Source organism: Blastococcus sp. CT_GayMR19 (assembly GCF_004570385.1).
Classification (GTDB): Bacteria; Actinomycetota; Actinomycetes; order Mycobacteriales; family Geodermatophilaceae; genus Blastococcus_B.
Genome location: NZ_SPQL01000006.1, coordinates 106,179 through 125,500 on the forward strand (window position 1 = coordinate 106,179; position 19,322 = coordinate 125,500).

Genomic DNA, 19,322 nt, shown 5'->3' on the forward strand with positions numbered 1-19,322 from the left:
CCTCCCGTGACACCCGACGCCTGGCTGCTGGTCGTGGCCGTGGTGTTCCTGCTCCTCGCCGCATGGACGGCCTGGACGCTCACCCGGCTGCGCCGGCTCGAGGCGCGGGTCGCGCAGGCCTGGACGGCCCTGGACACCCAACTGCAGCGGCGGGCGGGACTGGCCGAGGAGCTGGCGCGCCACTACCCGGCCGCGGTGGGGGAGGAGCGGGCGGAGTACCTCGCGGCCTTCGCGGCGGACGCACGAGCGCCCGCCGACGGCGACCGGGAACTCGCCGAGAACATCCTCGGCCGGGAGCTGCGCGAGCTGCCGGCCGATTCCGCGGGCGTCCCGACGGCGCTGCTGAGCGACCTCACCGGCACGACCACCCGGGTGGGCCTCGCCCGGCGGTTCTACAACGACGCCGTGCGGGACCTGCAGGCGCTGCGCCGCGGCCGGCTGCCCCGGCTCCTGCGGCTGCACGCCTCCCATCCGCTGCCCCGCTTCTTCGACATCGACGAACGTGCCGACGGCGTCGCTCCCGGCCTGGACGGTGCCAGGAATCAGCGGCGCTGAGCGGCCGTACCATGGAGCTACCGCTATCCGTCGATCATTGAGGCAGCATCCCGTGGCCACGCCAGGCGAGACCCCGCACACCGAGACCCCCGAAAGCATCTCCTCCACCGGCACCGGCACCGACCGCGTCAAGCGCGGCATGGCCGAGCAGCTCAAGGGTGGCGTGATCATGGACGTCGTCACGCCGGAGCAGGCCAAGATCGCCGAGGACGCCGGCGCCGTCGCCGTCATGGCGCTGGAGCGGGTTCCCGCCGACATCCGGGCCGAGGGCGGCATCTCCCGGATGAGCGACCCCGACATGATCGAGGGCATCATCGGTGCGGTCTCCATCCCGGTCATGGCCAAGGCGCGCATCGGGCATTTCGTCGAGGCCCAGGTGCTGCAGGCGCTCGGCGTCGACTACATCGACGAGTCGGAGGTGCTCACCCCGGCCGACGAGGCGCACCACATCGCCAAGAGCGCGTTCACCGTGCCGTTCGTCTGCGGCGCCACCGACCTGGGCGAGGCGCTGCGGCGCATCTCCGAGGGTGCGGCGATGATCCGCTCGAAGGGCGAGGCGGGCACCGGCAACGTCGTGGAGGCCACCCGGCACATGCGGTCCATCCGCGCCGGTATCAAGGCGCTGGGCACCCTCGACGAGACCGAGCTGTTCGTCGCGGCCAAGGAGCTGCGCGCCCCGTACGACCTGGTGGCCGAGGTGGCCCGGCTCGGCAAGCTGCCGGTCGTGCTCTTCACCGCCGGTGGCATCGCCACCCCGGCCGACGCCGCGATGATGATGCAGCTCGGCGCCGAGGGCGTCTTCGTCGGTTCGGGCATCTTCAAGTCCGGCGACCCGGCGCTGCGCGCGGCCGCGATCGTCCAGGCGACGACGTTCCACGACGACCCCGACGTGATCGCGAAGGTCTCCCGCGGCCTCGGCGAGCCGATGGTCGGCATCAACGTCTCCACGCTCCCCGAGAGCGAGCGGTACGCCACGCGCGGCTGGTGACCTCGGCCGCGTCGTGACCGCCCTCGGGGCGGCGACGGCGTAGCGATGGCGTGACGACGGCGTCGCGACAGGCACTCAGCGGGGGATCGTGACCTGCGCCGTCACGCCGGCGTGGTCCGACGCCCAGAGGGGCGGCGGGGCCGTCCGGAACGGCTCGGCGCCGGTGCGTGCCACGCTCCGGATCCGCCACCCCTCGGGGACGAGCACGAGGTCGAACCGGTCGTCGGCCTGTCCGACCGCGTTGTCGAGGAGTTCGGCGTGGCAGCAGGTCGGACCCGGGTCCGCGGGCCGGGCGCTTCCCCACGCGTCGTCGAGCACCTCGGTGAGGCGGGCGTAGGTGTCCGTGCCCGAACCGTCGACCGGCGCGTTGAAGTCGCCCAGAGCGATCACGGGACGGGGACTCGCCGCGACGAGCGTCAGCAGCTCCTCGGCCTGCCGCTCCTGGATCCGGCCGGCGCGCGGGCCGCTGACCTCGAGATGCGTCGTCAGGACCCGCACCGTCGCCCGCCGGTCCGGCGAGTAGTCGATCGAGACCCAGCCACGGGTCGAGGCGATCGGCTCCGGCCAGGACGGCAGCATCCGGACCGCCGTGTAGTGACCCTGCAGGGGATTGCGCACCCGGTCGGCCACGTCTGCGCGCACGAGGAGCACGTCCCGGTCGGTGATCCGTACGTCGACGAGGCCGCCGTCGACGCCGCTCCGGGAGACCTCGAGATCGGCGTTGGTCGACGTGGCCACCGCCGTGTACGGGGTTCCGCGGGCGTCCAGCTCGGTCTCGAGGACCGCCAGCAGGTCGAGGACGACGTGGGTCGCGTTCGGATCCGGATGCGTCCGGAGATCGCCGGGCGTCTGGTCGCGGTACAGCGTGACCTCCTGCAGGCCGACGACGTCCGGACGGGCGGACACGATCTCCTCGGCCAGCGCCCCCGCCCGCGTCGGGAAGTCGTTCGCCACGACGTGCGCCCAGTCCTCGTCGGCCACCGTCACGAGTTCGACCAGGGACGACACCCCGACGATGTCGTTCAGACCCGTGCCGAGGTAGAGGTTGCGGGTCATGACGGTCACCGGCGGTCCGGAGCCGTCGACCGCCACGGCGGAGCAGGCCGGGAGCGTGGCGAGGACCGCCACGACGAGGGCAGGCCAGCGGCGGGGAGCGCGGCGGATGATGCTCCACTCCGGCACGGGCATCCGGCTCAGGGCCGGACCACCCGGTAGTTCAGGAGCACGATCCCGGAGGGAAACGGGCGGCACTCCATCAGCTCGAGCTTCGTGCTCGACCCCATCGCGCCGAAGAACGGCACACCGCTCCCGAGGACGACGGGGACGATCGCCAGCCCCAGCTCGTCGATCAGGCCCAGCTCGAGGAGCTGGGTGACCAGCTGTCCCCCGCCGAAGACGCAGATGTCCTTGCCGGGATCGAGCTCGGCCCGCACGGTGTCGATCAAGCGCGCCAGGTCCCCGGCGTACGGGCGGACGTTCCGGCCTCTGGCGAGGGCGGCGTCGTGGGTCACCACGTACGTCGGTACCCCGCCGCCGGCCGCGCGGCCCATCTCCCGGTACGTGCCGGCGCCGATGACGTACGCGCCGGTGCGCGCCTCGGTCGCGGCGAATCCGTAGTCCTCGCCCGGCGCCATGGCGTCGTCGATCCAGGACAGGTCGCCGGACGCCGACTGGAGAAAGCCGTCCAGGCTGGCCGCCACGCCGGCGAAGACCGTCGTCATTCCCCGGCCGCCTCTGCGCCCGCGGAGTACGGCTTGCCCGGCCAGTACGCCCACTCCTCGAAGTCGTCGACGCGGCCGTCCGGCGCGAAGCGCAGCACCCACAGGTCCCGGTACTGCTGCGCGACCGGATCGCGGTACTCCACCTCCAACCGGACCACCGCGTCTCGTCCCTCGACGGCGACCGGCTCCGCGGACACCGAGAACGTCCGGCCCTCGTCGTCCAGCCAGAACGCCTGGATCGCGGTGTGGCCGACCCGGGGTTCCGCGTACGGCGAGGTCCGGTAGCTCGCGTCCTCGGTGAACAGGCGAGGAACCGCGGCGACGTCCCCGGAGCGCCACGCGCGCTCGTAGTCCGCCACCCACCGCATCACCCCGTCGCGATCCACGGGGCCACGCTGCCACGTGCGGGCGGCGACGCAACGGGGTTCGTGAGCTCAGGTGCCGGTCGGGAAACGGTACCGCGTCTGCGCGAACCGGCCCTTGGCGAACGCGAGCACCTTCGTGGGCGCGACCTCGAACACGACGGCGGATCCGCCGTCCTCGTGCTGGAACGCCCCGTGCTCGACGGTGAAGTCCCAGTCGCCGGAGTACTTGCTGCGCCACAGGTCGGCGAGGGTCCGCAGCCGGGCGTCGTCCGTCACCTGGACGGCGCTGCCCTCGACCACCAGGTCGAGTCCCTCCTTCCACCGGTTCGTGCCCGTGGTGAGCGCCACGTGCGGATTCCCCGCAAGGTTCACCGCCTTCTGTTCCGCCGGTCCCGTGCAGAAGTGGAGCCGGCCGTCGTCCCAGACGGCCGGCAGCGGGGTGACGTGCGGACGGCCGTCCCGGCGAACCGTGGAGATCCAGAAGAGCTCGGCGGTCTCGAGCACGTGGCGGACGTCCCCCCATGGCGTCGGCGGGGACTCCGGATCGCCGAAACGGACGTCCTGCTCGGGTACGGGTTGCATGCTGCTTCTGACCTCCGGAGGAGCGGCGATTCATCGGCGGGACCGTCGGGTCGGGGCGCCCGGGCCCCGGACCCCGAGGGGAGGACCTCCACCCGGCTCGGGCCCGCCGTAGCCTGGTCCGTCGTGTCCAGCGAAACCGTCCGGCCCGTCATCGGGGTGCTCGCCCTGCAGGGCGACGTCCGTGAGCACCTGGCCGCGCTGCGGGAGCAGGGCGCCGAGGCGGTGACCGTGCGGCGGCCGGAGGAGCTGGCCGCCGTCGACGGGCTGGTGATCCCCGGCGGTGAGTCGACGACCATGGTGAAGCTCGCCGCCCGCTTCGGCCTGCTGGAGCCGCTGCGGTCGGCGGTTCGCGACGGACTGCCCGCCTACGGCTCCTGCGCCGGGATGATCCTGCTGGCGGATCGCATCCTGGACGCACCACCGGACCAGGAGACCGTCGGCGGCATGGACGTCACGGTCCGCCGGAACGCCTTCGGCCGGCAGGTCGACAGCTTCGAGTCCGATCTCGCCTTCGAGGGGCTCGAGGGCGGCCCGGTGCACGCGGTGTTCATCCGGGCCCCCTGGGTCGAGGAGGCGGGCGACGGGGTCGAGGTGCTCGGCCGGGTCGTGGGCGGTCCGGCCGACGGTAAGATCGTCGCCATCCGCCAGGGCGACCTGGTGGCCACGAGCTTCCACCCCGAACTGACCGGGGACCGCCGGGTGCATGCGTTGTTCGTCGACATCGTCCGCCGCCACCTGGCCGAGAGGGCCGGCGAGCGCGCCGGCGACGAGAGAGGACACCGCTCATGAGTGGCCATTCCAAGTGGGCGACGACCAAGCACAAGAAGGCCGGGATCGACGCCAAGCGCGGCAAGCTCTTCGCGAAGCTGATCAAGAACATCGAGGTGGCGGCGCGCACCGGCGGCGGCGACCTCTCCGGCAACCCGACGCTGTTCGACGCCGTCCAGAAGGCGAAGAAGTCTTCTGTGCCCAACGACAACATCGACCGCGCGGTCAAGCGGGGCGCGGGCCTCGAGGCCGGTGGGGTGGACTACCAGAACATCACCTACGAGGGCTACGCCCCCGGCGGGGTCGCCGTCCTCATCGAGTGCCTGACCGACAACAAGAACCGGTCGGCCATGGAGGTCCGCACGGCCATGACCCGCAACGGCGGGTCGATGGCCGACCCGGGCTCGGTGTCCTACCTCTTCTCCCGCAAGGGCGTCATCGTGGTGCCGCAGGCCGACGGGGTCGACGAGGACGCCGTGCTGATGGCCGTGCTGGACGCCGGGGCCGAGGAGGTCCGCGACCTCGGGGACACCTTCGAGGTGGTCTGCGAGCCGACCGATCTGGTGGCGGTGCGCACGGCGCTGCAGGAGGCGGGCATCGACTACGACTCCGCCGAGGCCGGCTTCGTCCCGAGCGTCGTCGTCGAGCTCGACGAGGACAGCGCGGGCAAGGTCTTCCGGCTCATCGACGCCCTTGAGGACTGCGACGACGTCCAGAACGTCTTCGCCAACTACGACGTGTCCGACGAGGTCATGGAGCTCATCGGCTGATCGAGGGCCACAAGCACGCTTTTGGCCCCCGGGCGGGCGTGTTGTGCCGGGCGGACGTCGGTGTCGCCGTCTAGCGTGGTCGAACATCAGTTCGGTCACGAGGAGACGTTCATGCGGGTGCTCGGCATCGACCCGGGCCTCACCCGGTGCGGGTGGGGCGTCGTCGACGGCTCTCCCGGGGCCCGTCCCGCCGCCGTCGGCGTCGGGGTGATCCGGACGATGGCCGAACTCGACCTGGAACTCCGGCTGCTCGAGCTGCACACCGCCGTGACGGCGCTGGTCCGCGAGCACCGGCCGGACGTCGTCGCGATCGAGCGCGTCTTCACGCAGAACAACAAGGGCACGGCCATGGGGACGGCGCAGGCCGCAGGAGTCGCGGCGCTCGCCGCCGCCCAGGCCGACCGGCCCGTCGCCTGGCACACCCCGAGCGAGGTCAAGGCGGCGATCTCGGGCAGCGGCCGCGCGGACAAGGATCAGGTCACGATGATGGTCACGCGGGTCCTGGGCCTGTCCGCCGCGCCCAAGCCGGCCGACGCAGCGGATGCTCTCGCGCTCGCCGTCTGCCATGTCTGGCGTGGCCCGGCGCAGGACCGGCTCCGCGTCGCCGCACTGGCACGGGGCATCGGGGCCCCCGTGACCACCCGCACGCTGCCCCGCTGGACAGGAGTGGCCAAGTGATCGCCAGCGTGAACGGCCGGGTCGCCGCCGTGTCGCCCGACGGTGCCGTCGTGGAGGTCGGCGGCATCGGGCTGTCCGTCCAGTGCACGCCGGCCACGATCGCCCGGCTGCAGGTGGGCGAGCACGCGCGGCTGGCGACCAGCCTGATCGTCCGCGAGGACTCGCTCACCCTCTACGGCTTCGCCGACGACGACGAGCGCCAGCTGTTCGAGCTGCTGCAGACCGCGAACGGTGTCGGACCCCGCCTGGCGCAGGCCGTGCTCGCGATCCACCCGCCCCGGGAGGTCCGCCGCGCGGTCTCGATGGGCGACCTCAAGGCCCTCATGCAGGTGCCCGGCATCGGCAAGAAGGGCGCCGAGCGGCTGGTCCTCGAGCTGCGCGACCGGCTGGGTGTCACGACGACGGACACCTCGCTCGACGCGCCCGCCGGCCTGCCGCCCCTGACGCCGGTCGCACCCTGGCGGGACCAGCTCGCCGCCGCCCTCGTGCAGCTCGGCTGGAGCCTGCGCGAGGCCGACGGCGCGGTCGCCCAGCTCGTGCCGGTGGCGGACGAGCAGATCGCCGTCACCGGGGGCGTCGAGGTCGCCGTCCTGCTCAGGCAGGCCCTGCAGTTGCTGGGACGATCGTGAGCGGACAGGGGCGGGAGCATCGCAGCGAGCGACGGAGCCGACCGGGAGTGAGCATCGCAGCGAGCGCCAGCGAGCGAGGAGCGGAGCGACCGCGGAGGCGACCGGTGTCAGAGCGAGCGAGGAGCGGAGCGCCCCGCGGGAGCGGAGGGATGAGCTCATGAGCACCCCGTTCGACCGGGCGATGACCGGGGAGGTGGACGGCGAACTGGGGCAGGACTGGGCCGTCTCCCCGCAGGCCGGGGACGAGGAACGCGTCGTCGAGTCGGCGCTGCGCCCGCACTCCCTGCGCGAGTTCATCGGCCAGCCCAAGGTGGCCCGGCAGCTCGACCTCGTGCTCGAGGGGGCCAAGCGTCGCGGGCGGCCGCCGGACCACGTCCTGCTCTCCGGCCCGCCTGGGCTCGGCAAGACCAGTCTCGCCCTCATCATCGGGTCCGAGCTCGGCACCGCCGTGAAGATCACCAGCGGGCCGGCCATCGAGCGGTCCGGCGACCTCGCCGCCATGCTCTCCAACCTCGGCCACGGCGACGTGCTGTTCATCGACGAGATCCACCGGATCGCCCGGCCGGCCGAGGAACTGCTGTACATGGCGATGGAGGACTTCCGGGTCGACGTCGTCGTCGGGAAGGGTCCGGGCGCCACCGCGATCCCGCTGGAGATCAACCCGTTCACCCTCGTGGGCGCCACGACCCGCGCGGGACTGCTCACCGGTCCGCTGCGCGACCGATTCGGCTTCGTCGGCCAGATGGAGTTCTACGAGCCGGCCGACCTCCAGCAGGTGCTGCGCCGCAGCGCCGGCCTGCTGGGTGTCGAGCTCAGCGAGGACGGGTCCGCGGAGATCGCCGGACGGTCCCGCGGGACACCCCGCATCGCGAACCGGCTGCTGCGCCGGGTCCGGGACTACGCCGAGGTGGAGGCCGACGGCCGGGTGACCCGTGAGGTGGCCCAGGCGGCGCTGGCGCTGTACGACGTCGACGTCCTCGGTCTGGACCGGCTCGACCGGGCGGTGCTCGAGGCGCTGGTGACGCGCTTCGGTGGCGGACCCGTCGGCGTGTCCACGCTCGCGGTCGCCGTCGGCGAGGAGCCCAACACGGTGGAGGAGGTCTGCGAGCCGTTCCTGGTGCGTGCCGGCCTCCTCGCGCGGACCCCGCGCGGACGCGTGGCCACCGAGGCCGCGTGGCACCACCTGGGCCATCCGTTGCCCCGTGGCGGCGCCCTGCTCGGCGGCTCCGGCGGGGGAGGCGGCACACCGGGGATCCCGGGTGCGTCGTCAGAGCCCCTGTTCGGCGCATAGACTCCGTACCGCTGGCGCGCAACTCCGTCAGGCCGTTGCCGTGCGCGTCCCGCCCGGTTGCCTGAGCGCGCCATCCACATGACCAACGCAACCGACGTTCCCGAGCGGGCCGTATAGGCCCGCACCCACCGCGGAGCATGACCCGCGGTAGAGAGGCACACCTGTCGTGGAACTTTTCCCGATCGTCCTGCTCGCCCTGTTCGCAGTGGTGCTGTTCGTCCTCCCCGCCCGGCAGCGCAAGAGGATGCAGGCGCAGGCGCAGGCGCTGCAGGAGTCGCTGACCATCGGCACCCCGGTGATGACCACCAGCGGGATCCACGCGACGGTGGCCTCGCTGGACGAGAAGACCGTGGATCTCGAGCTCGCCCCCGGCGTCGTCGTCACGTTCGCCCGGCCGGCGATCATGGAGGTGCGTAGTCCCGCCGTCCTCACGGAGGACGACGGCACGGGGATCGACGGTCCGGGGAACGGTGCGGCCGGCGGTCGGCCGGCCGACGGCACCCTCTGAGCCAGGCGACTCCCATGGCCAACCGCTCGATGCCGGCGGCGAGGTACTTCGGCGCCTTCGTCGCGATCGTCGCCCTGCTGTACGGGCTGATCTTCCTCACGGGGACTGACCGCACCCCTCAGCTGGGGCTCGACCTGCGCGGCGGGACGACGGTCACGCTGACCGCCCGCACCCCCGACGGGCAGCCGCCGGCGCAGGAGGAGCTCGAGCTGGCGCGCCAGATCATCGAGCAGCGCGTGAACGGCCTCGGCGTGGCCGAGGCCGAGGTGGTCACCGAGGGCGACTCCAACATCGTCATCTCGGTGCCGGGGGACGACGGCGAACAGGCCCGCGAGCTGGGCGCCACCGCGCAGCTGCGGTTCCGGCCGGTGCTCGGGGCGCCTGAGCCCGCCGGCCCCTCCACGGACAGCCCCGAGGCGACCGACGGGGCCGAGCCCACGGACGGCGCGACGCCCACCGACGGGGCGACGCCCACCGACAGCGCCGAGCCCACCGACGGCGCGACGCCGTCGTCGAGCGCCGCGCCGACCGCGAGCGGCTCCCCGGCCGCCGGGAGCGACGGTGCGACCGACGGTCCCGCGGCGCCCGAGCCGGGCTCTCCGCCGGTCACCCTGGAGGAGGCGACCGCCCAGTTCGCCACGCTCACCTGCGAGGCCGAGAACGTCACCGGCGAGGTGTCCCGCCCCGACGACCACGTCGCCACCTGCAGCGAGGACGGCACCCTCAAATACCTGCTCGGACCCACGATCATCGAGGGCACCGAGATCGACGACGCGGCGGCAGGGACCAGCCCCACCGACGGCGCATGGATCGTGCTGCTCGACTTCAAGTCGCAGGGGCGCTCGGCGTGGGCGGAGTACACCACCGCGAACGTCGGCAAGAACGTCGCCTTCACGCTGGACGGGCGCGTCATCTCCGCGCCGACGATCAACCAGCCCATCAACGGGCAGACCACGATCACCGGGGACTTCGACCAGGAGAAGGCGACCGAGCTGGCCAACCAGCTCCGGTACGGCGCCCTCCCGCTGACGTTCACGCAAGCTACCGCGCAGACGATCACGACCGAGCTCGGCGCCGAGCAGCTCGAGGCCGGCCTGATCGCCGGGGCCATTGGGATCGCCCTGGTGTTCGTGTACGCGCTGTTCTACTACCGGCTGCTCGGCCTGGTGATGATCGCGAGCCTCGCGCTGTCGGCGGTGATCGTCTACGCCTGCCTGGTGCTCCTGGGCCGGGAGATCGGCTTCACCCTCAGCCTGGCCGGGATCGCGGGCTTCATCGTCTCGATCGGCATCACCGCCGACTCGTTCGTCGTCTACTTCGAACGGCTGAAGGACGAGATCCGCGAGGGGCGCACGCTGCGGTCGGCGGTGCCGCGCGCCTGGGTCCGGGCCCGGCGGACGATCCTCTCCGCCGACGCGGTCAGCTTCCTCGCCGCGGCGATCCTCTACCTGCTGGCCATCGGTGACGTGAAGGGCTTCGCCTTCACCCTCGGCATGTCGACCGTGCTCGACCTCGTCGTCGTCTTCCTCTTCACCCACCCCTTGATGGCCGTCCTCGCACGGTTCAAGTCGTTCGGCAGCAGCCGCATCTCGGGTCTCGGCCAGGTGGGGCACACCCGCCGTCCCGGCGGAGACGCCACGCCGGGCCGTGAGCTCGTGGGCGCGGGATCCCTCGCCGGCGGCCAGGACAGGAGCACCTCATGACCGACCGCGACGCGCCGGGCGGGCAGCCCTCGGCCGACGAGGAGACGATCCCCGTCGGCACCGAGGCCGACGAGCAGCAGGATTCGGACGCCGTCCTCGCCGATGCCACGGCGTCGGCCGACGAGGAGGCCCTGGCCGACGCCGGCCTGCCGCTGGAAGGCCGGACGGGAGACCCTGCCTCGGGTGCGGGTCCCGCCGCGGCGCCCGCTGTGGACGGCGCGCGTCCGTCCCCGGCGCCGCCGCGTCGGCCGGCCCGCGCCGCCCTGTCCAGCCGCCTCTACAACGGCGAGGTCGGGCTGGACGTGGTCGGCCGCAGCCGGCTGATCTACAAGGTCACCGCGGTGGTGGTCCTGCTCTGCGTTGCCTCGATGGTGTTCCGCGGCTTCAACTTCGGGATCGACTTCGCCGGCGGCAACAGCTTCCGGCTGCCGGGCACCGCGGAGCAGTTGGTCGACGTCCGCGAGGCGGCCGAGGGCGCCGGCGCCGAGGTGGCCAGCGCGCAGGTCGTCGGCGGCAACACGCTGCTGGTCCGCACCGAGCAGCTGGACAACGACGCCGAGCGGTCGGTCGTCGAGGCGGTCGCGAATGCGGCCGGGATCCAGCCCAACCAGGTGAGCCCCGAGTCGGTGAGCGCCGAGTGGGGCAGCGACATCACCGACCAGGCCCTCATCGCCCTGGCCGTCTTCCTCGTCGCCGTGATCCTCTTCCTCGCGGTCCGGTTCCAGCCCAAGATGGCCATCGGCGCGATCGCCGCGCTGGTGCACGACATCGTGGTGACCGCCGGGGTCTACTCGATGATCGGTTTCGAGGTGACCCCGTCCACGGTCGTCGGCTTCCTGACCATCCTCGGGTTCTCGCTCTACGACACCGTCGTCGTCTTCGACAAGGTCGACGAGAACACTAAGGACCTGGAGAAGAGCGCCCGGATGACCTGGGGCGAGGCGGCCAACCTCGCGGTCAACCAGACCCTCATGCGCTCGATCAACACCTCCGTGATCGCGCTCCTGCCGGTCGCCGGGCTGCTGTTCGTCGGCGCGGGCCTGCTGGGCGTCGGGACGCTCAAGGACCTCGCCCTGGTGCTGTTCGTCGGTCTCGCCGCGGGCGCCTACTCCTCGATCTTCCTGGCCACCCCGATCGTGGCCGACCTCAAGGAGCGCGAGCCGGAGCAGGTGGCCCTGCGCCGGCGGGTGCTCGCCCGCCGCTCCGCGGCCGGCCGCACCGGCCCCGCTCCGGCCACCCGACCCGGGCAGGTGGCCAGCGCCCGGCGGGCCGCCCCGGCCCGGAGCAGCTCGGCCGTCGCGCTCACGGAGCGCGATCTGCCGGAGCACGCGGAGGCCGACGTGGTCGTCGAGTCGCCGTCCTCCGTCCGGCCCGATGGGTGGGCGGGACAAGGACAGGGCGCGCTGGCCGGCCAGCGCGGTGGTGCCACGGCGGCCCCGCGGCCGGGGGCACGCCCGCAGCGCCCCGGCTCCGACCGCCGGTCCCCGGGCAAGCGACGCAAGTGAGCACCGTTCCGCGGGAGCCGGCGGACGCGGCGACGCCGATCGACGCGCTCATCGCCGGCCTCGCGGTGGACGTGCCCGACTTCCCGGAGCCGGGCGTGCTCTTCCGCGACCTGACGCCGGTGTTCGCCGACGGTCCGGCCTTCCGGCGGGTGATCGACGGGCTCGCGGAACCGTCGGTGGCCGACCCGCGCGCCGCCGCGGGGCCTTGTGAGCGGGCGTTCGACGTCGTCGTGGGGGTGGAGGCCCGTGGGTTCCTGCTCGCCGCGGCGGTGGCCTACGACGCCGGTGTCGGGGTCGTCCTCGTACGCAAGGCGGGCAAGCTGCCGCGCGCCAGCCTCGCCGCCGACTACACGCTCGAGTACGGCACCGCGACCCTCGAGCTGCACGCGGACGCCATCCGGCCGGGGCAGCGCGTGCTCGTGGTCGACGACGTGCTGGCCACCGGCGGCACGCTCGGCGCGGCGATCGCTCTCGTGGAAGGCGCCGGGGGAGTGGTGGCCGCCGTCTCGGTGATCATCGAGCTCGCCGCCCTCGGTGGGCGGGAGCGGATCGCGCCGCACGCCGTGCACGCGCTCTGGACCACCTGACCGGGCGCCACCTCACCAGGACCCGGTCGATCGGGGGGCCGCCCGGCTAACATGGCGATGGTCCGCCGTTCTTCGTCCCGCAGGAGTCGCCGTGGCCCCCGACGTAGCCGCCGATGCGGCCGCCGCGCGCCCCGGGGAGCCGGCCACCGGGACGGTTCCGCCCGCGGCGACGGACACCGCGCAGGAGACCGCGCCGGACACCGCGCAGGAGACCGCGCCGGACCGTCGCCCGCTGCCCGACCGCCCCGCGGTCCGCCGTCCCGACGACGTCGGCTCCGAGCCCGACTCCGAGCCCGGCGCCCCGCGGCGCAGTGTGATGGACCGGCTGGCTCGCCGGATCGTCGCCGGGCAGCGGAGCCCGCTGGTCCGGCCGGTGCTGGAGCCGCTGGCCTCCCTCCACCGGCAGAGTCACGCGAAGGCCGATCTCGCGCTGCTGCAGCGGGCCTACGACGTCGCGGAGGCCGCCCACGCCGGCCAGAAGCGCAAGAGCGGTGACCCGTACATCACCCACCCGCTCGCCGTCGCCACCATCCTCGCCGGCCTGGGCATGGACACCACGACGCTGGTGGCCGCCCTCCTGCACGACACGGTGGAGGACACCGGCGCCACGCTGGAGGCGATCACCGCGGAGTTCGGGTCCGAGGTCGCCCACCTCGTCGACGGCGTCACCAAGATCGACCGGGTCAAGCTCGGCGACGCGGCGCAGGCCGAGACGATCCGCAAGATGATCGTGGCGATGGCCCGCGACCCGCGCGTCCTGGTCATCAAGCTGGCCGACCGGCTGCACAACATGCGCACCCTGCGGTTCCTGCCGCCGGAGAAGCAGGAGACCAAGGCGCGCGAGACGCTGGAGATCCTCGCGCCGCTGGCCCACCGCCTCGGCATGAACACGATCAAGTGGGAGCTCGAGGACCTCGCGTTCGCCACGCTCTACCCGAAGCGCTACGACGAGATCGTGCGCCTCGTGGCCGAGCGGGCGCCCTCGAGGGACACCTACCTGGCCGAGGTGACCTCCGCGGTCACCGAGCAGCTGAAGGCCGCCAAGATCGAGGCCGTCGTCACCGGCCGCCCCAAGCACTACTACTCGATCTACCAGAAGATGATCGTCCGTGGCCGCGACTTCACCGACATCTGGGACCTCGTCGGCATCCGCGTCCTGGTCGACTCGGTGCGCGACTGCTACGCGGCGCTGGGCATCATGCACGCCCACTGGCAGCCGGTGCCCGGGCGCTTCAAGGACTTCGTGGCCATGCCGAAGTTCAACATGTACCAGTCGCTGCACACGACGGTGATCGGCCCGCACGGGAAGCCCGTCGAGCTGCAGATCCGCACGCACGACATGCACCGCACCGCCGACTACGGCATCGCGGCGCACTGGAAGTACAAGGAGAAGGCGCGCGCCGGCGGCAAGCCCAGCGCCGGAGAGTTCGGTGCGCCGGCCAAGCCCGGCACGCCCGACGACATGCTGTGGCTGCGCCAGCTGCTGGACTGGCAGCGCGAGGCGCAGGAGCCCGGGGAGTTCCTGGAGACGCTGCGCTACGACCTCGGTCCGCAGGAGGTCTTCGTCTTCACGCCCAAGGGCGACGTCATCAGCCTGCCGGGCGAGTCCACCCCGGTCGACTTCGCCTACGCCGTCCACACCGAGGTCGGGCACCACTGCACCGGCGCCCGGGTCAACGGCTCGCTGGTCTCGCTGGACAGCAAGCTCTCCAACGGTGACGTCGTAGAGGTCTTCACCACCCGCTCGTCCTCCGGCCCCTCGCAGGACTGGCTGAGCTTCGTCGGCTCGTCCCGGGCGCGCACCAAGATCCGGCAGTGGTTCACCAAGGAGCGCCGCGAGGACGCCGTCGAGGCCGGCAAGGAGGCGCTGACCCGCGCGATGCGCAAGGCCGGCCTGCCGCTGCAGCGCCTCCTCGGGGGCGAGGCCCTGAGCACGCTGGCCAAGGACCTGCGCTTCGCCGACGTGACCGCGCTCTACGCGGCCGTCGGGGAGCACCAGCTCTCGGCCGCCTCCGTCGTCGAGAAGCTGATGACGGCGCTCGGCGGGCCCGAGGGCGCGGCCGAGGACATCGCCGAGACGGCGATCCCGACGCGGCACACGGTCACCCGGCGGGCCGCCGGCGGCGACCCCGGCGTCGTCGTCCACGGGATGACCGACGTGTGGGCCAAGCTCGCCAAGTGCTGCACCCCCGTCCCGGGTGACGCCATCCTCGGGTTCGTCACGCGCGGCGGTGGGGTCAGCGTGCACCGGACCGACTGCACCAACGCCGCCGATCTGCAGCGCAAGCCCGAACGGCTGGTCGAGGTCGAGTGGGCCAGCGCCCCGGGCTCGGTTTTCCTGGTCGCCATCCAGGTCGAGGCGCTGGACCGCCACCGCCTGCTGTCCGACGTCACCAAGGCGCTGGCCGACGAGCGGGTCAACATCCTGTCCGCGTCCGTGCAGACCAGCCGCGACCGGGTGGCGGTCAGCCGGTTCACCTTCGAGCTCGCCGATCCGGCCCATCTCGGCGCCGTGCTGCAGACGGTGCGCAACGTCGACGGCGTCTTCGACGTCGAGCGCGTCACTGCTTGACGAACGATTCCGGACGGCCCGCCCCCCGAGGGGACCGGGCCGTCCGTCGCTCGTCAGGTCACCCGGCGACCGTCATGGCGGTGATCGTCACCGGCTCGGCCGGGGGCCCGTCGGCAGCGCCGTCGGCGATCCCGTTCGTGGCGATGCTGTCGAGCACCGCCAGGCCCGGCTCGTCGATCGTGCCGACGACGGTGTAGTTCGGGTTCCCCTCGAGGCTGTCACCGAAGACCAGGAAGAACTGGCTGCCGTCGCTGCCCTGCCCGGAGTTGGCCATGGCGACGGTGCCCCGCGGGTAGGTCTCCTCGCCGGTCGCCTGGGTCGGGTAGTCGAAGGCAGCCCCGCCGCGACCGGTGCCGCTCGGGTCACCGCACTGCAGCACCTGCAGGTTGGGGCTGTTGGTCTCCCGGTGGCAGTTCGTGTTGTCGAAGAAGCCCTGCTCGGCCAGGTGGACGATGGCCCCGGCGGCGCACGGCGCGTTCTCCTGGTCGAGGGTGAGGCCGATGTCGCCGAAGTTGGTCGACATGGTCACCGCCCGGGTGCCGGTGGTCGGCACGTCACCGGACGGCACGTCGACCTCGGTCAGATCCGGGTTTCCGGAGGTGTCGGCCACGTAGGTGCAGGCACCGGTCTCGGCCGCGGCCGTGGTGTCGTTCTCGGTGTCGTCGTCGCCGCTGAAGACGCCGGTGAGCAGCAGCACCGCCCCGACCACCACGAGGACGGAGACCACCGTCGCCACGATCGCGAGGTTGCGGCGGCGACGGGCCGTCTGCTCGGCGCGGCGCTCCAGCTGCTTCTGCAGGTGGCGCTGCGCGGCCTGACGGCGCTGCTTGTCTGTGGGCACGATCGGGAACTCCTCGGACAGGCGGGGGCTCGGCGGGGCGGCGCCGGAGAAGTCCCGGAACGGCCGCGGTCCGCTGGTCGAGGTCCGAGTCTAGGAGGCGGTGCTGTGCGTTCCCCGGCAGCGCCGGGGCCCTCGGAGCGCCCCGCGTAACCTGCACGGGTGCTCATCCGCTCCTTTCCCGCCGGCGCGTTCGGCACGAACTGCTACGCCGTCGCCCAGGGGGCGGGGCAGGAGTGCGTCGTCGTCGATCCCGGCATGGACGCCGTCGCTCCGCTGGCCGAGATGCTGGCGGCGGACGGCCTCAAGCCCGTCGCGGTGGTGCTGACCCACGGCCACCTGGACCACACGTTCTCGGTGCTCCCGGTCTGCGACGGCTACGACATCCCGGCCTACCTGCACCCCGACGACTTCGGCATGCTGTCGGACCCGGGCCGCTGGCACGGTCCCGCCTTGGCCCCGCTGATCACCGGGGTCCGGCTGCCCGACCCGTCGGACGTCAAGCGGCTCGACGACGGCGCCGTCCTGTCGCTGGCCGGGGTGGAGCTGACCGTGCGACACGCCCCGGGCCACACCCGCGGGTCGGTGATGTTCTCCGTCGACCTGGGGGAGGCTCCCGGACTGCTCGCCGGCGACGTGCTGTTCGCCGGCTCCGTCGGCCGGGTGGACCTGCCCGGTGGGTCGTGGGAGGCGATGCTCCGCTCGCTGCGCGACGTCGTCCTGCCGCTGGAGGACGAGACGGTCGTACTGCCCGGGCACGGGCCGGCCACCACGATCGGCCGCGAGCGGGCGACGAACCCGTATCTCGCCGAGGCCGCCTCGGCACCGAGCGGGCGCGGGCTGTGAGCGATCTGCGCGCCCCGAAGGGCACGTTCGACACGCTGCCGCCGGACTCGGCGCGCTTCCTGGCCGTCCGCGACACGCTGACCGCGCCGCTGCGCCGGGCCGGCTACGGCTACGTCGAGACGCCGGTGTTCGAGGAGACCGCCGTCTTCTCGCGCGGGGTGGGGGAGTCGACCGACGTCGTCTCCAAGGAGATGTACACGTTCGACGACCGCGGCGGCCGCTCGCTGACCCTGCGCCCCGAGCTCACCGCCGGGCTGATGCGGGCGTTCATCGAGCACCGGCTGCACGACGGCGCGCTGCCGGTGAAGCTGTGGACAGTCGGTTCGGCGTTCCGGTACGAGCGCCCGCAGGCCGGCCGGTACCGGCACTTCACCCAGGTCGACATGGAGGCGCTCGGCGTCGACGATCCGGCGCTGGACGCCGAGGTGGTGGCGCTGGGGGTGCAGGGCTTCCGCGACCTCGGGCTGACCGACTTCGAGCTGCTGCTCACCTCCCTGGGCGACGCCACCTGCCGCCCGCAGTACCGCGAGCTGCTCGTGGAGTTCCTCGCGAAGCTGGACCTCGACGAGGACACCCGGCGGCGGGCGGAGATCAACCCGCTGCGGGTGCTGGACGACAAGCGGCCCGAGGTGCAGGCGCAGCTGGACGACGCCCCGCTGATGGTCGACCACCTCTCGGACTCCACCAGGGCCCACTACGACGCCGTCCGCCAGCACCTCACCGACCTCGGGGTGACCTGGACCGAGGCCCCGAAGCTGGTCCGCGGACTGGACTACTACACGAAGACGACGTTCGAGTTCGTCCACCACGGACTGGGGTCGCAGTCGGCCATCGGCGGCGGCGGCCGCTACGACGGTCTGTCCGCGGCGCTCGGCGGACCGGACCTCTCGGGCATCGGCTACGCCGTCGGTGTGGACCGGACGCTGCTGGCGGTGCAGGCCGAGGGGCTGGACATCGGCACGTCCGCGGGCGTGCAGGCGTTCGTGGTCCCGCTGGGGGCCGAGGCCAAGCGGGTCGCCGTCCGCCTGGTGGGGGAGCTCCGGCAGGCCGGCGTCGCCGCCGACACCGTCTACGGCGACCGCGGCCTCAAGGGCGCCATGAAGGCCGCCGACCGCTCGGGTGCCTCGCACGTCGTGGTGATCGGCGACCGCGACCTCGCCGAGGGAGTCGGCCAGCTCAAGGACATGTCCACCGGCGAACAGCGGCCGGTCCCGGTCGGGGAGCTGTTCGAGACGGTGCGTGGAACGGTGGGGGCGTGACCGTGAGAAGGACGCGCGAGCGAGCATCGCAGGGAGATGCCGGGAGCCGACAGCGAGTGAGCATCGCAGCGAGCGCCAGTGAGCGAGGAGCGGAGCGAGCGCGGAGGCGACTGACGATCTCGACCGAGGAGCGGAACGAGCGCGGAGTCGAACGATGAGCATGGAGCAGCGGCCCTTGGGGCGAACGGGCGCGGACGTGTCGGTCATCGGGCTGGGCACCTGGCAGCTCGGCGGCGACTGGGGGGACGTCGACGACGACGCCGCCGCCGAGGTCCTGGACGCCGCCCTCGACGCCGGGGTCACCCTGCTCGACACCGCCGACGTCTACGGCGACGGCCGGTCGGAGGTGCGGATCCGTCAGTCGCTGGCCGCCCGGTCCGACCGTCCCTTCGTCGCCACCAAGGCCGGCCGCCGGGCCGATCCCTTCGAGGCGGCCCAGTACACGCCGGAGAACCTGCGGGCGTGGGTCGACCGGTCCCGCCGCAACCTCGGCGTCGACACCCTGGACCTCGTCCAGCTGCACTGCCCGCCCCCCGCGACCTACGAGGACGACCGCGTGTACGACACGCTGGACGCCCTGGTCGCCGAGGAGGCGATCGCCGCCTACGGGGTCTCGGTCGAGTCGGTTGCGGAGGGTCTGCGCGCGATCCAGCGCCCCGGCGTCCAGTCGCTGCAGGTCATCCTCAACATCTTCCGACGCAAGCCGCTGGAGGAGCTGCTGCCGGCCGCGCGGAGGGCCGACGTCGGGATCCTCGCCCGGGTGCCCCTGGCCAGCGGGCTCCTGACCGGCAAGTACGACGAGTCGACGACGTTCCCGGCCGACGACCACCGGAACTTCAACCGGCACGGCGAGGCCTTCGACGTCGGCGAGACCTTCGCCGGCGTGCCCTTCGAGGTCGGGGTGGACGCCGCACGGGAGGTCGCCGCGATCGCCGGGCCCGACGTGCCGACGTCCGCGTTCGCGCTGCGCTGGGTGATCGACCAGCCCGGCGTCACCACCGTCATCCCCGGCGCCCGCAACGTCTCCCAGGTGCGCGGCAACGTCGCCGCCGCCACCCTCGCCCCGCTCTCGCAGTCCCAGCTCAGCGACCTCGAGCGCGTGTACGACGAGCGCATCCGCGCCCACGTCCACGACCGCTGGTAACCGGCCACCCGGT

The 19,322-nt window shown here is 72.8% G+C and carries 20 protein-coding genes; 15 read left to right on the plus strand and 5 right to left on the minus strand.

Going from position 1 to position 19,322, the window contains the following annotated elements; all coding sequences use genetic code 11:
- Positions 1-6: 6 nt before the first annotated feature.
- On the plus strand, positions 7-555 hold the full coding sequence (locus E4P39_RS10450; RefSeq protein ID WP_135136457.1) for a hypothetical protein: 549 nt from the start codon (positions 7-9) through the stop codon (positions 553-555).
- Positions 556-652: 97 nt separating this feature from the next.
- Positions 653-1,543 carry a pyridoxal 5'-phosphate synthase lyase subunit PdxS gene (gene pdxS, locus E4P39_RS10455; protein WP_135136588.1) on the plus strand — a complete coding sequence of 297 codons (891 nt, stop codon included), beginning with the start codon at positions 653-655 and terminating at the stop codon, positions 1,541-1,543.
- Between the two features lie 75 nt (positions 1,544-1,618).
- Here the strand turns inward: pdxS and E4P39_RS10460 are convergent, their stop codons facing one another.
- From E4P39_RS10460 to E4P39_RS10475, 4 genes are read right to left on the minus strand one after another with little or no spacing between them, the layout of a single operon-like run.
- The gene (locus tag E4P39_RS10460; protein ID WP_135136458.1) at positions 1,619-2,731 is read right to left on the minus strand and encodes an endonuclease/exonuclease/phosphatase family protein; all 1,113 of its coding nucleotides are present in this window, start codon (positions 2,729-2,731) and stop codon (positions 1,619-1,621) included.
- Positions 2,732-2,736: 5 nt separating this feature from the next.
- Positions 2,737-3,264 carry a dihydrofolate reductase family protein gene (locus tag E4P39_RS10465; protein WP_135136459.1) on the minus strand — a complete coding sequence of 176 codons (528 nt, stop codon included), beginning with the start codon at positions 3,262-3,264 and terminating at the stop codon, positions 2,737-2,739.
- Positions 3,261-3,650, minus strand: coding sequence for a nuclear transport factor 2 family protein (locus E4P39_RS10470; RefSeq protein WP_135136460.1), 390 nt, complete (start codon positions 3,648-3,650; stop codon positions 3,261-3,263). Before E4P39_RS10470 ends, E4P39_RS10465 begins: the two co-directional genes overlap by 4 nt.
- A 48-nt stretch (positions 3,651-3,698) precedes the next feature.
- Positions 3,699-4,211 (minus strand): pyridoxamine 5'-phosphate oxidase family protein, encoded by a 513-nt coding sequence (locus tag E4P39_RS10475; protein WP_135136461.1) that lies wholly within the window; start codon positions 4,209-4,211, stop codon positions 3,699-3,701.
- Positions 4,212-4,334: 123 nt separating this feature from the next.
- Here E4P39_RS10475 and pdxT point away from each other — a divergent pair, with 123 nt between their 5' ends.
- From pdxT to E4P39_RS10525, 10 genes are all read left to right on the plus strand, one after another.
- Positions 4,335-5,000: a pyridoxal 5'-phosphate synthase glutaminase subunit PdxT gene (pdxT, locus tag E4P39_RS10480; RefSeq protein WP_135136462.1), complete on the plus strand. Its 666-nt coding sequence runs from the start codon at positions 4,335-4,337 to the stop codon at positions 4,998-5,000.
- On the plus strand, positions 4,997-5,749 hold the full coding sequence (locus tag E4P39_RS10485) for a YebC/PmpR family DNA-binding transcriptional regulator (protein WP_135136463.1): 753 nt from the start codon (positions 4,997-4,999) through the stop codon (positions 5,747-5,749). Before pdxT ends, E4P39_RS10485 begins: the two co-directional genes overlap by 4 nt.
- A gap of 75 nt (positions 5,750-5,824) precedes the next feature.
- Entirely contained in the window at positions 5,825-6,427 is a 603-nt protein-coding gene (gene ruvC, locus E4P39_RS10490; protein WP_245159759.1) for a crossover junction endodeoxyribonuclease RuvC, read from the plus strand.
- Positions 6,424-7,056 (plus strand): Holliday junction branch migration protein RuvA, encoded by a 633-nt coding sequence (ruvA, locus tag E4P39_RS10495; protein WP_135136464.1) that lies wholly within the window; start codon positions 6,424-6,426, stop codon positions 7,054-7,056. Before ruvC ends, ruvA begins: the two co-directional genes overlap by 4 nt.
- 157 nt (positions 7,057-7,213) lie before the next feature.
- Positions 7,214-8,347, plus strand: coding sequence for a Holliday junction branch migration DNA helicase RuvB (ruvB, locus tag E4P39_RS10500; RefSeq protein ID WP_135136465.1), 1,134 nt, complete (start codon positions 7,214-7,216; stop codon positions 8,345-8,347).
- 166 nt (positions 8,348-8,513) lie between these two features.
- On the plus strand, positions 8,514-8,855 hold the full coding sequence (yajC, locus tag E4P39_RS10505; RefSeq protein WP_135136466.1) for a preprotein translocase subunit YajC: 342 nt from the start codon (positions 8,514-8,516) through the stop codon (positions 8,853-8,855).
- 14 nt (positions 8,856-8,869) lie between these two features.
- Entirely contained in the window at positions 8,870-10,558 is a 1,689-nt protein-coding gene (gene secD, locus E4P39_RS10510; RefSeq protein WP_135136467.1) for a protein translocase subunit SecD, read from the plus strand.
- Entirely contained in the window at positions 10,555-12,063 is a 1,509-nt protein-coding gene (gene secF, locus E4P39_RS10515; RefSeq protein ID WP_209306472.1) for a protein translocase subunit SecF, read from the plus strand. The genes secD and secF overlap by 4 nt, the downstream gene beginning before the upstream one ends.
- A complete protein-coding gene (locus E4P39_RS10520) occupies positions 12,060-12,650 on the plus strand; it encodes an adenine phosphoribosyltransferase (RefSeq protein ID WP_135136590.1) in 591 nt (196 codons plus the stop codon). The genes secF and E4P39_RS10520 overlap by 4 nt, the downstream gene beginning before the upstream one ends.
- Positions 12,651-12,741: 91 nt before the next feature.
- A complete protein-coding gene (locus E4P39_RS10525) occupies positions 12,742-15,222 on the plus strand; it encodes a bifunctional (p)ppGpp synthetase/guanosine-3',5'-bis(diphosphate) 3'-pyrophosphohydrolase (RefSeq protein WP_135136468.1) in 2,481 nt (826 codons plus the stop codon).
- A 58-nt stretch (positions 15,223-15,280) separates the two neighbouring features.
- Here E4P39_RS10525 and E4P39_RS10530 read toward each other — a convergent pair whose 3' ends face one another.
- Positions 15,281-16,063, minus strand: coding sequence for a peptidylprolyl isomerase (locus tag E4P39_RS10530; protein ID WP_135136469.1), 783 nt, complete (start codon positions 16,061-16,063; stop codon positions 15,281-15,283).
- A gap of 159 nt (positions 16,064-16,222) precedes the next feature.
- On the opposite strand from E4P39_RS10530, the gene E4P39_RS10535 reads away from it, so the two are divergent.
- The 3 genes from E4P39_RS10535 to E4P39_RS10545 all read left to right on the plus strand — a co-directional run bounded on the left by E4P39_RS10535 (position 16,223) and on the right by E4P39_RS10545 (position 19,309).
- Positions 16,223-16,906: an MBL fold metallo-hydrolase gene (locus tag E4P39_RS10535; RefSeq protein WP_135136470.1), complete on the plus strand. Its 684-nt coding sequence runs from the start codon at positions 16,223-16,225 to the stop codon at positions 16,904-16,906.
- Positions 16,903-18,165, plus strand: coding sequence for a histidine--tRNA ligase (gene hisS / locus E4P39_RS10540; protein ID WP_135136471.1), 1,263 nt, complete (start codon positions 16,903-16,905; stop codon positions 18,163-18,165). Before E4P39_RS10535 ends, hisS begins: the two co-directional genes overlap by 4 nt.
- 154 nt (positions 18,166-18,319) lie before the next feature.
- Complete coding sequence (locus tag E4P39_RS10545; protein WP_245159760.1) at positions 18,320-19,309, plus strand: aldo/keto reductase; 990 nt, start codon at positions 18,320-18,322, stop codon at positions 19,307-19,309.
- Positions 19,310-19,322 lie beyond the last annotated feature (13 nt).